This is a genomic window from Erwinia magellanica (genome assembly GCF_039023495.1).
In the GTDB taxonomy this organism is placed as follows: Bacteria; Pseudomonadota; Gammaproteobacteria; order Enterobacterales; family Enterobacteriaceae; genus Erwinia.
Genome location: NZ_JBCHVC010000001.1, coordinates 779401 through 794720, shown reverse-complemented (window position 1 = coordinate 794720; position 15320 = coordinate 779401). Strand labels below are relative to the sequence as shown.

Genomic DNA, 15320 nt, shown 5'->3' with positions numbered 1-15320 from the left:
GCCATGGGGGGACGGGTTCGCCCGTCCCGCTTTTAGTTTTACCGCTCTCCACTCTGCCACCGGTTTGCCTGTCGATAACTCTCTTTAAAACCCAAGCCTTTATTTCTCCCCTTTGCCACTGCGCCATTTGACTTAAATAACCCCCGCACTATTTATTTTCGCAAAGCACCCTGCCAGCCCTTTTGGCTTGTAATCATTAGTGATATTTTGCCTGAACCGACCCTCCAGGAATATTCTTATCATGACGCTCGACGTCTATACTCTTTTCGTTTGCGAGCTTTATGTATTGTTCTTCCTCTGCATCATTATGGTATTCGCCTGGAAAGGGTCGCAGTACAATCGCGTCTTAGGCTTTCAGTGTCTGTCGCTGAGCGTCACTATCGTCGCGGTATTTTTAAGCAGCCTGCGCAGCGAAGGAGACTTATTCCTGCCCGTTGCCGTAGGGAACCTGCTGGTCATGCTGGCATACAGCCTGCTGGTGATGGCCTTCCGCTCTTTTCGGGGCGCCTCCTGTGGATGGCTCTGGACGCTCGGCCCGTTGGTCTGGGTTCTGCTCTGCCTCTCTCCGACGTTTTATCACTCCATGCGCTACCGTATTCTGGCCGTCTGCGTGTTTTGCGTGGTTTATACCGGCTGGATGATTCTGGAGTTGCATCGTTCACGCGCTGCCCTCCCCGTCACCTACTGGCCTGCGCAACTACTGCTCTGGATCCATCTGCTGTTTCATGTTGTCAGAGGGGTGATGGACGGCGGTATTACCAGCCCGCTGCATGGTGCGATTGGCGGCTCCACCTTCTCGGTGTACGTGATTATGGAATCCATCCTGATGGTGATTGGGCTGACCTTCGCCATGCTGGCGATGGTGAACGAGCGAACGCAGATCCAGTATAAAAATGCCTCCCTGCTCGATCCTCTCACCGGCATCTGGAACCGCAGAGCGCTGTTTGAACTGGGCGAAAAGATGGGTCGTCAGTGTGAGAGAACATCGCAGCCGCTGACCATCATGCTGTTCGACCTCGACTATTTCAAAAGCATTAACGATCGGTTTGGCCACAATCAGGGCGACCGGGTATTAATTGATTTTTGTGAACAGGTAAAGCAACTGATACCCGGCAGAAGCATCTTTGCCCGACTGGGCGGGGAAGAATTTGCCGCCATTGTTATGCTCAGCGAAGAGGAAGGTGTGCTTTGTGCAGAAAAAATTCGCTATGCCGTTGAATGCTCCCAGCCGGAAGGGGTGCATTATACCGTGAGCATTGGCGTAGCGAGCGGTAACGAGAGCTTTCATTCCCTTGCGCCGCTGATGGTGGCTGCGGATGAAGCGCTGTATCAGGCAAAAGCGCTGGGGCGGAACCGGGTGATACGCTTTCAGCCGGCCGAGGCTGGCGAGCCGGAGAGTGATGAAGCATTGAACGCAACCCGCCCCTGAGCTGGAGTTTCGCTGTACAAAGGTAACTGTCGTTCAAAAGCAAAACGCCTCTTATTAAAGAGGCGTTGTTCGGCGGCATTAAGATTAGTGGTGGCTGCTCCCGTTCGATCTTCTGCATCGCTCATCGCCATAATGACGAACCCAGTAGTAACGGTCGCACACTTTTTCACGCCCGCTCATGCTCGCGCCCACCAGCCATAACAGTGCACCAATAAAGATGCTGAAAATAGCGCCGTGCACCATAAACTGCGGTAACTGGAGCTGAGGAAGCTGATTCAGTACGGAATAACCCACTCCCGCCACCATTACCACCAGCCCCAGCACCATCAGTGCATTTCCGGTCAGATTGGCATGTTTACGTTTCATTGTTGCTCTCCCGTTACCAGCCTTGTTCAGATGTCATAAGTTTATGCAATAGCTGAACAGTGCGGTGCGGGTCAGATCACATTTGCTGCACAAAGTTTGACAAAACTTTACGCGTAAGCCCCTGCTTTTTAATAGAATTCATATTATCACCGACCTGAACTATTGTTATTCAGAGAGATTATTATCTGCAATTTTGAGTTCTTCGGCGCGGCAAAGTACACTAGCGCCTGATCCTTCGCACTCCTCAGGAAAACAGACAAGTGAGCAGCATTAAACTGATTGTAGGCCTTGCTAATCCCGGCGCTGAATACGCCGCCACCCGTCATAATGCAGGTGCCTGGTACGTTGATTTACTGGCACAGCGCCACAATCAGGCATTAAAGGAAGAGAGTAAATTTTATGGCTATACCGCGCGGCTGAATATAGGTGGCGAAGATGTCAGGTTACTGGTGCCGACCACGTTTATGAATCTGAGCGGGAAAGCAGTAGGCGCAATGGCGACCTTTTATCGCATCGCACCGGAAGAGATCCTCGTGGCGCACGATGAGCTGGATCTCCCGCCTGGCGTGGCGAAATTTAAGCAGGGCGGCGGACATGGCGGCCATAACGGCCTGAAAGATATCATCAGCAGGTTGGGGAACAATCTTAACTTCCATCGGTTGCGCATCGGCATTGGTCATCCTGGCGATCGCAATAAAGTGGTGGGCTTTGTGCTGGGTAAACCTCAGGCAGCGGAACAAACGCTGATTGACAGCGCCATTGATGAAGCCGCGCGCTGCACGGAAGTTTGGCTGAAAGAAGACCGTTTAAAAGCGATGAACCGGCTGCACAGCTTTAAGGGTCAGGTTTAAGCGTGGCTGAGAAGTACCTTTCTGCCCAAATAGCGATCCACAGACAAATGTTATCCTGATTACTTCAGACAACACATTCACCACATTTACCCTGTATTAGCCCAGGTTAAACCGGGCTACTCCCTGCCCTGCCTGCGCAACGGTTATCGGCCAGGATCTTCCAGCTCTTTCAGCGTCAGCACCGGCAGAAAGTAACCCTGCACGCCCCAGATTTTGCTGTCGGCCAGTTTCTTCAGCTGCATTTCACTCCCCACCCCTTCGACAATAACCCGGTTGGTGTACTGCCGGATATTGGCGATCAGAATGCTGAACCAGGGTTTGGCTACGTTATCCAGGAAAAACTGGCGGTCCAGCTTCACCGCTTCGAACATCTTTGATTGCAGTGCGTTGAGGTTGGCGTCGCCAGCTCCCAGATCATCCAGCCACAGAATATTCAGCTGTTCAATCAGCGTGCGCAACAGCGGGTTATTAAGGCCATCGTGAAGGTTGGGGAAATCCTCGGAGAGTTTCAGACGAACAAAGGGCAAATGGCTGAGAATTTGCTGAATAAAAGTGGACTGAGTCACCACTTTCGCCAGCTGAAAATTGATCGTCAGGCAGCACAACAGGCCGTGCTGCTGAAAGTAGTCCGCGTAATGCTCAATCGTCAAAAGCTGATTGAGCAGATGCGCTTCCGGGTCCTGTTTTATTGACTGCAATCTCTCGCCGGTGCGTTCTGGTTCACCCGGCGTGAGATCCAGCGCAATAAGCTCGCCGTTAACTGTATGAATAGGAACGCAATTATAGTTATGTATCATGCCATCTTGCCAAGGTGCGGGCGTCCTGTCAGGGGTAAAAATCGTCGTACAGATAAACTTTAGCCGTTCATTCTGTAAAAATGCGAATCAATACGACGATTTTTATATCTATCGGCCAAACTGACGGCAGCTTTATGCATTAACCCTTGTCGGCAGCAACTTTATAATCCGGGTCATCCAGTTCATGGCTACAGAACGGACCGGCCTGCTTTAACAGGCTGATGCAATCTTCACTGAGGTGGCGTAACCGCACGCTTTTTTCAGCCGCCAGGTAACGGGCAGTGAGCTTATCAATGGCCTCGACGCCGCTGGAGTCCATCACTCGCGTCCGGGCAAAGTCGATCACCACATTTTGCGGGTCATTCTCCGGGTGAAACAGCTCCTGGAAACTGGCCGCAGAGCCAAAGAACAATGGCCCTTCCAGACGGATCGTTTTCTCCCCTTCCTCTTCCTGCTGCGAAAGGATGCTGATCCGTGCATGCTGCCAGGCAAAGACTAATGCCGAAATGATCACCCCAAATATCACCGCCATCGCCAGATCGGTATAGATAGTGACGATGGTGACGGCCACCATGATAACTGCGTCCGGCTTCGGCATCCGCTTCAGCCGCCTGATGGAGCTCCATTCAAAGGTGTTGATGCAGACCACAAACATAATGCCCGCCAGCGCTGCGACCGGCAGCAAAGCGATATATTTGGAAAGGCTGACCACAAACAGGATCAGCAGCACGGCACCAACCAGATTCGAAATGCGTCCTCTGCCGCCAGAGGTAAAGTTGATGATTGACTGACCAATCATCGCGCAGCCCGCAAAGCTGCCGAAGAAACCACAGATGGTGTTACCAATCCCCTGCGCCACACACTCTTTATTGCCATCGCCCTTCTTGCTGCCCATCTCATCGAGCACCGCCAGCGTTAGCAGGGATTCTATCAATCCCACCAGCGCGATAATCACCGAGTAAGGCAGCACGACTTTCAGCGTTTCCCAGCTTAACGGCGCGGCGGGAAGGTGGAACATCGGCAGCGTACCGGAGATATCCGCCAGGTCGCCCACGCGTTTGGTATCCAGCCCAAAACCGATAGCGATGGCGCTGATAGCAATCAGTGCTGCCAGCGAGCCGGGGATCGCTTTGGTTAATTTAGGGAACAGCCAGACAATCAGCATCGCCAGAGCTACCAGCCCATACATCACCGGCCCCTGGTTTTTGATCATCGGAATTTGTGCCAGCGCAATAACAATAGCCAGGCCGTTAACAAAGCCATAAATGGCCGGTTGCGGCACCAGACGGATAAATTTACCCAGTCGCAGCACGCCAATTGCCAGCTGGATCAGCCCGGCAAAAATCGTTGCCAGCAGGACGTATTCATAGCCATGCGTCTGAATTAAGCTGACCAGCACCACCACAATAGAACCGGCCGCGCCGGAGATCATGCCTGGCTTGCCGCCAAACAGTGAGGTGACCAGACCCAGCATAAACGCCGTATGCAGCCCAATAGTGGGCGAGAGTCCCGCCAGCAGAGAGAAGGCAGTGGCTTCCGGGATCAGGGCCACAGAGACAACAGCGCCAGCCAGTACGTCGTTTTTGACGTCGGTAGCCCTGAGGTTGCTCAGTTTAAACATAGATATTTCCAGTTATCGTTATACAGGTGAAATCCTGCACCGCTTAAAAATGGGCGCAAAGAGACTCGTCAGAAAGACGAGGGGCGCAACAGAGGTTGCTGGCAGGAGTCTTAAGGCGGCGTAAGCAGGAAGCGATGCATCTGCGGCGGTCTCCGTCAGCTGTAAAGTTAAGTCAGTATCGGGAATTGTGAAGCAGATCTCAACCTTAATCCTGCCTTCTCTCGCAGAAATCAGCGCCAATCGCAGCATAATTCCGTGTATAATGCGCGGTAACTGTCAGTAACAACCAACTCAGACCGGTTGGGAAGTGACTCTTCTTCCTGATTATCAAGCAATTAAGGTGATTCAAACATGGGATTCAAATGCGGTATTGTGGGCCTGCCAAACGTCGGGAAATCGACTCTGTTCAATGCGTTAACCAAAGCGGGCATCGAAGCAGCTAACTTCCCGTTCTGTACCATTGAGCCTAATACCGGCGTGGTGCCAATGCCTGATTCCCGTCTGGACAAGCTGGCGGAAATCGTGAAACCACAGCGCATTCTGCCCACCACTATGGAGTTCGTGGATATTGCAGGCCTGGTTAAAGGGGCCTCCAAAGGCGAAGGCCTGGGTAACCAGTTCCTGACCAACATCCGTGAAACTGAAGCTATTGGCCACGTGGTTCGCTGTTTTGAAAACGACAACATCATCCACGTGAATAATAAAGTGGATCCGGCTGACGACATTGAGGTTATCAACACCGAGCTGGCGCTTTCCGATCTGGATACCTGTGAACGTGCATTGCAGCGCGTGCAGAAGCGTGCCAAAGGCGGCGATAAAGATGCCAAAGCTGAACAGGCTGCGCTGGAGAAGTGCCTGCCGCACCTCTCCGAGGCCGGAATGCTGCGTTCGCTGGATCTGAGTGACGATGAGAAAGCGGCTATTCGTTACCTGAGCTTCCTGACGCTGAAGCCAACCATGTATATCGCCAACGTGAACGAAGATGGCTACGAGAACAATCCTTACCTGGAGACAGTGCGTGAGATCGCTGCCAAAGAGGGTTCCATCGTGGTACCAGTCTGCGCTGCGGTAGAATCCGATATTGCCGAGCTGGAAGATGCGGATCGCGAAGAGTTTATGGCTGAGCTGGGTATTGAAGAGCCAGGCCTGAACCGCGTTATCCGCGCAGGCTACTCGCTGCTGAACCTGCAAACTTACTTCACCGCTGGTGTGAAAGAAGTGCGTGCCTGGACCATTCCGGTTGGCGCAACTGCCCCGCAGGCAGCGGGTAAAATCCACACCGACTTCGAGAAAGGCTTTATTCGCGCCCAGACCATCAGCTATGAAGACTTCATCACCTACAAGGGCGAGCAAGGCGCGAAAGAAGCCGGCAAAATGCGCTCTGAAGGTAAAGATTATGTCGTTAAAGATGGCGACGTGATGAACTTCCTGTTCAACGTCTAATTTGCTTTTGTTGTCTCATGCAATTTCAGCGAATCGCATGAAGACTGGAAAACCCTATAAAATCCACGCTCTTGCGTGGATTTTTCTTTTCATAACGTCTCAGCTCATCTCGTAACAACGCTGTCAGAAATGAGTACATGGATGAGTACAACATTCTTCCATCTTCATTTTAAGTGAGTACAATAACGGTATAATAAATAAACAAGGCCCCGTTATGCTCACCGATACGCAATGCCGCACTGCCAAGCCGAAAGAAAAACTCTATCGACTCAATGATTTCAACAGTCTTTACCTCGAAGTGAAACCCAATGGTAAAAAGGCATGGCGCTATCGGTTTAAACTCAACGGTAAATCCAGCATGTTTGCGCTGGGTCAGTACCCGACGGTCAAACTTGCCGAAGCTCGCGAGAAATGCGAGCAAGCGCGTAAGCAAGTCGCGGATGGTGTTAGCCCGACACAGGCTCGCCAGTTGGATAAGATCCGCAAGGTCAATGACGCATCCAACACCTTTGAGCTAATCGCCAAAGAGTGGTTGCAGATGAAAGACTGGGCCGAAATCACCAAAACACGCCGACTTGATATGCTTGAGCGTGTAGTTTTCCCCGCCATTGGCAAACTCCCTATCAGGGAAATCACCCCGCTCCACATTCTTAAAATTCTTCAGGAAACGGCTAAGCGCGGCGCTCCGACCGTTGCCGCTGAAGCCCGCCGCACCATTTCATCCGTTTTTGAGCTGGCGGTGGCGACGCTCAGAGCAGATAGCGATCCTGTCTGGCCCGTACGTAAGGCGATTCCGGCAAACAAAAATCAGCACAAACAGGCATTGAATCCACAGCAAATCGGGAAGCTTTTGAGCTGTTTTGACAACAGTCGCGGCTCATACCAGGTTAACTATTGCATGTGGCTAATGTGGTGGACGCTGGCACGCCCAGCCGAAGTCACTGAAGCAAAATGGGCCGAATTTGATCTTGATAATGCACTATGGACCATTCCGGCAGCGCGAATGAAAGCCCGCAGAGAACACGTTATTCCCCTACCCTCCCAAGCTGTTAAAATGCTCAGAACACTACAGGGATTAACCGGGCATCGGCAGCACCTTTTTCCGGGCAGGGATAATCCACTAGGTCCAATGACATCGCACTCTCTTCGTCAGCTACTGAAAAGCCTGGGCTGGAGTGGTACTTATAGCCCACATGCAACCCGAACCATAGGCAGTACACGTTTGAACGAAATGGGCTATCGACCTGATGCTATTGAGGCCCAACTTGCACACGCTGATACCAACAATGTTCGTCGCACATACAACCATGCAACTTATCTTGATGAGCGTAAAGTGATGATGCAGGAATGGGCTGATATGTTGGACAAATGGGTAGCAGGATCAGAGTAGAAGTTATTGCACTTAGTGAACTACGAGGATAGAACTCATTCTTCAGGGTCCACTTTTGTGCCAAGAGCGGAAGTTCCTAACATCATGCTGCATTCGTTTAAGGGGAGCAGATCACTTGAACCCAGAGCACGCCAAAATGTGCTTCTGGAGTTAGGTTTTTTTATTGGTCATCTTGGACGGGATAAAGTCTGCGCCCTTAAAAAAGGGGCAGTAGAAATACCCAGTGATTTCGCCGGTGCTGTTTGGGAACCAATGGATGATAATAATGGATGGAAGCAATCTCTTTCTCGTGAACTCGAGGCTGCTGGTCATGTAATCGACTGGAACAAAGTGATGCGTTGAAGCACCATGTAATCGTCATAGGTGCTTACAGGAGGACTGGCAGTTTCTGCAGTGAAGGCTATTATTCACGGTAATACCTTTGTCAGTCCCCCAGCGCCTAGGACTCGGAATGAACAATGTAACTCAACTCAAGGGTTCGAAGCTTTGCTGGGCTTTACTTTTCTAATTCGTCGCTGGTTAAGCTTCAGTTTTCCATCTCCAAGAACATACCGCCCAGAATGTACCGCCAGCCAGAACTGTACTGTAATAATATGATTGTTGATCAAAAGCTTGCACAGGCTTTTGCGTAATATTCCATTCCAGGGATAAGACCCGAGCCCGGCACTGTAAAGGGAAAAATGTTTAAATTCTCCCAATCGCCAACGCCAGTAAGACTTCATTTCGGTTTTCGCATGCTCAATGGCATTACAGTTCCATAACTCTCCCCAACGTCGCACCCATTTGTCATTAAGCAACCAGTTATATGTTAGGTGGGACCTTATTGAATCAAAGGGTTGCTGTTGTTGTCCCCCGGCTAACGTAATGATGCATTGAAGGAACTGCGTTTCGGTAATTGAAAAGAATATACCGTGCTCAGAAGCCTCCACAAGCTCCTGCCGAGGAATTTGATCTAAGTAAACAATCAGGACAGATTGGTCCAGATTTACCAACTCAATTCTTTGCTGGTAACGAATACCGTGTCCAGACGCTTCAAAATAAAGTTTAACATTCTCTACCAGAATTTCTTTTGCCCGAAAAGCTATACAGGATTTTACCGTTTCATGATCGGCAGGACTAGAAAGCCGCAACGAGTACTCCAGGTGCTCACCAAGTGGTTCCCAACGCGCTCCTAACCGAAGGCGACTAGCTTTGTACTCGTGAGATTTTTGATAGGTCTTTAGTAACCATAACCGAGTAATTTTGCCCCATATCCACTTTAAAAGGCGTCCAGCTAAACTCCAAGGCATTGATACGTTCATATATCTCTCCGTATTTTGGGCCCTATGCTTTCATCTTTCCACTAAGAAAAATAAAGGTTTTACATATTTTTACTGTCCTTCACCTCTGGCCTGCTCCCCGTTGATTAATACATACGTGATGTTAATAATACCTTTATCAGCTGTGAAAATAATTGCCAAGTTCCGCACCTCGCTCAAAGCAGACCCAATGACCACGTAGCCTGTCCGTTGCGTGCCAGAAGCGGACTCTGGAGTGCCAAAGACTCTCTAGTAGTTTTGCAGGGAAGCTTACATACCGCTTTGCTTGCTGCCTTTTACTTAGGTTCTGAAAAATACTTTTTCATATGCAGTTCATTGGTAATATACGAAATATTCTCTTTTTTATGTCTCTTACCTTCATGTCTAACCATAAAAGCAAATGAAAATATTGCTGAACGGGTTATCTGAATCAACTGACCGAAATGGTGAATAAACTCATCCTCTTTGATAAAAAGAATATCTTTAATCAATTTATAAGACTGGTAAAGATCTTCTGCTTTATCACTTTTGTGTACCACCAAAAATTTATGTTCTAAACCATTGCGCCACTCTTTATAAAAAGCCAATTCACCACCTTTATTTTTATTCAGGTCAGTAGCAATGCTGTACAATGCTAAAAGTCCAGGTGACTTTATATCTTCAAATCGTTGTCTTCTGTTATCAACGTCTAACTGCCAGAAGCTTTGGAAATAGATATTTTTCTGTAACCCGCCCTTTTTTGCAGGTGGATAAACTTTGTGAAGTTCACAGATACATACCGCAATCTTATCGAGAATACCAAAACAGAGACGAAAGGCCGTTCTGATCTTCTCAATATCAATGCCTAAGATCTCGTCATTATGTAACTCCAAAAAATGGCATTCCTCTTTAATTTCATCCGTATCCTGAGGATAAAGGTATTCAAAATAGAGATGGCGGGCAAGTGAAAACTCCGATTTAAATCGGTTTAATGCCATCTCCATTGGAATAATAAAATCACCGGTTACACCAGAAGAAGAGATGACAAGGTTATCGGTGGCACTCCCCACACAGGGGCAATAAAGACCGTGCTCGGACAGCGTCAGATAATTTATTAGGCAGAATTGCCTGTAAGCACTCAATGCGTCAAATTCCTGTTGCGTGAGCATGTCATCATGCTCGTCCGTTTCGCCGTATGCTGATACACATTTTTCTATTTTAACGTTCGTTTGTGCTATACGACCAAGATAAAATGATTCCCATTGTGGAGGAATTTTTTTGGAAACAGATCCATTAATATAACCTTTTCGTATCTCCTTCAATTGCTTAATGGAGTATGAAGATGAAATAAGGTTTAGCTCAATGAGCGCGGCAGAACGATTAACCCAAGACTGTGGTATATCTAATCCCTTGCGATTAGTGAGATCATAATATCTCAGTGCCTCACTCAGCCTAAATTGGCTTCTTAGCGAATTGGCCAGATTTACGGACAGTTCCGCCTGAAACTCTTCGCTCTCTTGTGAGGAGAATCTAAAGGCTCGCCAGTAGATGTTTTTTAACGAAACAAGTTCTTCTATTGACTGGAATGTGTGGTCGTGAGGATTATCAACACTTATCTTATTAGACAAGGCATTACCATAATTATAATAAAAATGGCTCTCTCCTTGTACATGCGCTAATGCTTCCTTGTTATCATCCATCAGCTTAAAACCAAGCTCTGCTGCATTTTTATGGTTGCTCATTTGCCCAATATCAACAAGACCGCCAGCCACATTCCCCAGCACTATAAAATAATTTTCACCTTTGACCGTTATTTTTCCCAGTTTTTCCAGGAATACAACGGATTGCTGGTATGCCAGGTCAAAATCACCACAATCAACCAGTCGGTGAATATTGAGACTTTCATCTACAAGTTCTTTTGTAATCATGATTCACTTTCCTTACATAGATGATTTTTGCGTTTCAATAGTCGAATTAGCCTCACCTGATACGTCAATTACTATCGCAGACAGGCGGTTTCGCTTAACCATTGGCACAGCTTCATTGAGAATGTCCTCCATTGTCGTGGCGTTTAATGGGGGTGGCGTGTCTTTCTCCGGGCGAGGGATAGCGTTTGGTCGAGAAGCACCAAACCAGAAGACCAGATAGATGCCGTAGCCTGCGGCATCGGGATTGGTAGTATAAAGTTGGTCAAGTTGCTCGTTAAGTGCGCTCCAGACGTTCCGGTGATAATCACGCTTTATCTCAATGGGGATCTTTATTCCTGGAAGTGAAATGATGATATCAGCCCTTTTACTCGAAACGATGTGGCCTTCTGGCTCACAGATTATTTGTAACGGATGGAGTCGTGCTCTAAGCAGCTCCAGAAAAAAATTCCGACAGCTCTCTTCAGGCTTAGGCACTAAAATTTGACCATTGCCGTTCTCATTCCAGAACTGTTTATAAATATCGGTATTTTCATAAGTAACTCGGTTAGCGATATCCCGCAAATGATCTAACAATAACGCATAGAGATCCATTACATTAGTTGGGGTCTGATTTTTAAGTGTATTCAACGCTTGCTTCCAGTTAGTGTGTTGAAACTGTGATTCCTGATACCGCACCTTCTGGTTGCTTTGGGCGTGCAAGAGATAATCCCGGTAACTTGTACATTCTGGCAGTAATAATAAACGTTCAAATACTTCACCGGCATCGTATGAGGAAAAAGAAGAAACGTCATCAATCAATCTTTTGATAAAATCAGCATACTCCCAATTATTTGCTGAGTTAGAGTCGTTTCTTGCAACGCGATCTGCATTAGGAAAATGAGTAACAGAGACAGTGATTATCGCTTCCAATTGTATTAGTGATAAACGCTGCTCACTACTTCCACGGCCTCTTTTCGCCTTACCTGATAGTTGACGAATGAGCGCTATCATTTCCGGCGCGGATTTTGATTCAGATAAAAATAGATCCTGGCACTGGTCTGGAACGAATAAATAAGTACATACCAGCCAAATTTGATAACTTGGATTTTTGAGTTTTGAGGGTTGCGCTACCATCAACTCAGATAACTGCAACAACTCTGCGTGACTCTCAGGATGCGCTAACAACCACCCCACTAGGTTTTGTAAGTGGAGAACATCATCAGGGTGCTCTTTAGCTAGTCTCATAACTAAAGGAACGGCATAGTCGATGGGAATGCAGGTATCATTTAACAGATAGTTAAGTGCACGAATATCTTGCAACTGATTATTAATGCAGAAATTGATAATGCGATAATATGTTTTGATGAAAAATGCTGTTTTTTTAAGTATCACATCCCTTTTCCACGGTAATGAATAATCACTTACAACATTATTGTCTTTGGTGAAAAGTGCTAATATAACATCCAGAGTCAATAACGTTGTTAATAAACCTTCGTTCCATTGTGTAACATCAGGATGTTTTTTAAACAACTCATCGCTTCCTGCCAGTACTGCATACCACCATCCGTAATACTCCCTCTTCAGCAAAGCACAATTCAACTCATCAAGTGTGGGCAGATCTGAACGATTTAAAATCGCTAAAAGACCGGATATTGCATCAGTGACGTTTTCGGCACCTAATATGTCTGCACAGCGTTGCACTGGCGTCAATTTGTCATCAACATCGCTGTATTTCGAATAGTAAATATAGGAAATATGTTTGAGCCACTCCAAATGTTGGCCCGACACAATTTCCTGACGACATAACTCGAAACTGTGCCTGTCTTCATAACGCGCCGCGTTTCGTTCTTTCTCATACGCTATTTGTCTAAGATTATGTTTTACTCGCCAATCGTCAATCTCGCAGACGATGGAGGTCTCAAACACAGTAGTCAACTTTACATTTAAATGGCAGTATGCTGAAAGAAATTCAAACGTCTCTTGGGAAGGCTTGGCACATCGGTAAAGGACAGCAAATGTCAGTCGATAAATACATTCAGTTTTATCTGAACCAGCTTCAGCATGGGATAAATAGTGGATAAAACGAGCCAGCAAAAGCTCATCAGGGACATGATGAAAGGTGCTTTCAGTAAATTCATGTAAGAACAAGTATCGGGTATCATGGCGTGTAAATGAGAGAATGGCGGCGTCTATAATATCTTCATATTGCCAGCTACGATTTTTTATCTCATGAACGATAGATTTCTGCACATTATCATAACTGCGATAGTGGTGATTATGGGAGTAGCTATAGAGCGTTTTTAAGCACAACCATATCTGATCCGCACTATAATTACTATCCTCACTCAATATGCGCGATAAGCCAGCTTCGAGAAAATACACAATTTCATATTGATTCTTAGGTGAGGAATCCCAATCTTTACTGTGATCGCTATGGTACCGTTCAAGATACTCAAAGATGGCGAGAAGATCAGCTGTCGGTACAATATCATTCAATCGCCATAATGCGCCTATCGGTAATTTCTCACTGGTTATATTTAATGTATCGACCAGCAATTGTGCTATATCCTGCGGTACAAAGTAATCTTGATAGAGCAACTGAATAATATGGTTACGCAACCGGATGCTATCGTGATTTTTGTCTTTTAATCCCGCAAAAAAACGTACCGAAAATTTCTGGCCAGACACTCCAAGATGGATTAATGCTGTTATTGCTTCCTCTTTTTCCGCATACGAGGAATCCTCCGATTTGGCAATATTAATTAAATCATCACTCAATGCGACTATCGGTGTTGTTACCGATAAGGATTCCAAAACGATCATTCTCAGAGAAAATGACGAATGAGGATCGCGCACTATCTTTCGCAAAAGAGTTTCCATTTCTACTGTCGCGAAGCCATTCAGATATGAATGGAGACCGTGATTTCTAAACCAGGGATCACGTTCTGAAAGTTTTGACAGTGCCACCAGTAGATTTTGTTTTTCCGCTATCGGTAATGAAGCTGCATCGCCATAGGTCAGAACGCCGTAAGGATCAGCTTCAATGAATACCTGGGCGTATTGCGGTAAAAAGACCGCTAGCCATGCGTGTAAACCTCTCAATTCTGAAGACGGATACCCCTCAAATCCCAGCATACTTCTCAAACGTCCCATGGGTAGCCCTTTGTTAACGATCCCGGCTAACCATTTTGCCGCTAAATACTCAGCAATTGTCCTGTGGCTGTACTCAACAGTCTCAAGCTCATCTCCGGCAGAAAAAACCCGCCTCGATAACGCCGCTCTAATTATTTTATGTGAGAAGAACGAGATGGTTCTGTAACTGGGGTATTCTGGTCGGATATCGTTCGGAAGCAGAGAAACCCCGGAAACATCACTCAATATGCGCAACGCGCAAATTGATCCAGCAGGATACTCTAATTCGTCGCAGGTATAAATTCCTGAAGTTAGCCGCATATGCTCTTGGCTATGTTCAGTTAAAAGGAATTGTGTTGCAGAGTGGAAAAGTTCAGACCTTGTACGGGGCCAATTTCCTTCTTTAACGGCTTCAGCCAGCATTAGCAGATTTTGTGGGTTGTAAAGAAATTCGCTGGCGGCATGTTTTTCTGCTTCAGCCAGAAACGCTTCGGGGTGTTCTACACCATTAGCTTGTAGAATCGCAGTCTGCTCTTCTTTTGAGAGCGACTGCAAATGTAAAACAACATAGCCTCCCGTCTGCTCAAAATAGGGTAAAAATGCTGACAAGTCTGATTCGCCTAACCAATCCTGAGAGCGACAAGAAATTCTGACATTTTGTGGCGTTTGGGAAAAAAGCCTACGGACGATGTCATCTACAACATCACTACTGTTACTGGCACTCCTCTTCTCATCTAACGCATCGATGAATAGCGTTTTCTGATTATCAATCGGTACGCCACTTAAGAAGTGACGTACTGTCAGATATTTTGCCTTTTGTAATGCCGCAAACTGTTTGAAGAGGTGCGTTTTTCCAGCACCAGGATCACCAAGCAGAACAATGTTCGGAAAGTGAGAATAATCACTAAATACCATCGTTTGGGTATCTTTATCCTGTTGAGGATAGATTTGCCTGACTTGCCTGTTTAGCATTCTATAGGCTCCTGAGTATCAATTTTTGTTCTACCAAATCTAAATCTGCATGGCAGTTTTTAATCCAATTTTACCATAGACTTTCAGCCGATACAGTGAACCATCTAACCTACCATGGTTGCTATGATGTCACGT

At 46.9% G+C, this 15320-nt stretch carries 11 protein-coding genes; 5 read left to right on the top strand and 6 right to left on the bottom strand.

What is annotated here, in order from left to right:
- The first annotated feature begins 241 nt into the window (after nucleotides 1–241).
- Nucleotides 242–1429 carry a GGDEF domain-containing protein gene (locus tag AAH450_RS03650; protein ID WP_342908957.1) on the top strand — a complete coding sequence of 396 codons (1188 nt, stop codon included), beginning with the start codon at nucleotides 242–244 and terminating at the stop codon, nucleotides 1427–1429.
- Between the two features lie 84 nt (nucleotides 1430–1513).
- Here the strand turns inward: AAH450_RS03650 and ychH are convergent, their stop codons facing one another.
- Complete coding sequence (gene ychH, locus AAH450_RS03645; RefSeq protein ID WP_342908956.1) at nucleotides 1514–1795, bottom strand: stress-induced protein YchH; 282 nt, start codon at nucleotides 1793–1795, stop codon at nucleotides 1514–1516.
- A 260-nt stretch (nucleotides 1796–2055) separates the two neighbouring features.
- On the opposite strand from ychH, the gene pth reads away from it, so the two are divergent.
- Nucleotides 2056–2646 carry an aminoacyl-tRNA hydrolase gene (pth, locus tag AAH450_RS03640; RefSeq protein WP_342908955.1) on the top strand — a complete coding sequence of 197 codons (591 nt, stop codon included), beginning with the start codon at nucleotides 2056–2058 and terminating at the stop codon, nucleotides 2644–2646.
- 143 nt (nucleotides 2647–2789) lie between these two features.
- Here pth and AAH450_RS03635 read toward each other — a convergent pair whose 3' ends face one another.
- Nucleotides 2790–3443 carry an EAL domain-containing protein gene (locus AAH450_RS03635; protein WP_342908954.1) on the bottom strand — a complete coding sequence of 218 codons (654 nt, stop codon included), beginning with the start codon at nucleotides 3441–3443 and terminating at the stop codon, nucleotides 2790–2792.
- Nucleotides 3444–3582: 139 nt separating this feature from the next.
- Entirely contained in the window at nucleotides 3583–5064 is a 1482-nt protein-coding gene (locus AAH450_RS03630) for a SulP family inorganic anion transporter (RefSeq protein WP_342908953.1), read from the bottom strand.
- Between the two features lie 351 nt (nucleotides 5065–5415).
- Between AAH450_RS03630 and ychF the strand changes: the two genes are divergently transcribed.
- The 3 genes from ychF (at nucleotide 5416) to AAH450_RS03615 (ending at nucleotide 8239) form a co-directional block, all read left to right on the top strand.
- Complete coding sequence (ychF, locus tag AAH450_RS03625) at nucleotides 5416–6507, top strand: redox-regulated ATPase YchF (RefSeq protein ID WP_342908952.1); 1092 nt, start codon at nucleotides 5416–5418, stop codon at nucleotides 6505–6507.
- 214 nt (nucleotides 6508–6721) lie between these two features.
- Nucleotides 6722–7897 (top strand): tyrosine-type recombinase/integrase, encoded by a 1176-nt coding sequence (locus AAH450_RS03620; protein WP_342908951.1) that lies wholly within the window; start codon nucleotides 6722–6724, stop codon nucleotides 7895–7897.
- A gap of 57 nt (nucleotides 7898–7954) precedes the next feature.
- The gene (locus AAH450_RS03615; protein ID WP_342908950.1) at nucleotides 7955–8239 is read left to right on the top strand and encodes a TIR domain-containing protein; all 285 of its coding nucleotides are present in this window, start codon (nucleotides 7955–7957) and stop codon (nucleotides 8237–8239) included.
- A 128-nt stretch (nucleotides 8240–8367) separates the two neighbouring features.
- Here AAH450_RS03615 and AAH450_RS03610 read toward each other — a convergent pair whose 3' ends face one another.
- The 3 genes from AAH450_RS03610 to AAH450_RS03600 all read right to left on the bottom strand — a co-directional run bounded on the left by AAH450_RS03610 (nucleotide 8368) and on the right by AAH450_RS03600 (nucleotide 15185).
- On the bottom strand, nucleotides 8368–9198 hold the full coding sequence (locus AAH450_RS03610) for a hypothetical protein (RefSeq protein WP_342908949.1): 831 nt from the start codon (nucleotides 9196–9198) through the stop codon (nucleotides 8368–8370).
- A gap of 293 nt (nucleotides 9199–9491) precedes the next feature.
- The gene (locus AAH450_RS03605) at nucleotides 9492–11102 is read right to left on the bottom strand and encodes an LA2681 family HEPN domain-containing protein (protein ID WP_342908948.1); all 1611 of its coding nucleotides are present in this window, start codon (nucleotides 11100–11102) and stop codon (nucleotides 9492–9494) included.
- A 12-nt stretch (nucleotides 11103–11114) separates the two neighbouring features.
- The gene (locus AAH450_RS03600) at nucleotides 11115–15185 is read right to left on the bottom strand and encodes an NACHT domain-containing protein (RefSeq protein ID WP_342908947.1); all 4071 of its coding nucleotides are present in this window, start codon (nucleotides 15183–15185) and stop codon (nucleotides 11115–11117) included.
- Nucleotides 15186–15320: the final 135 nt, after the last annotated feature.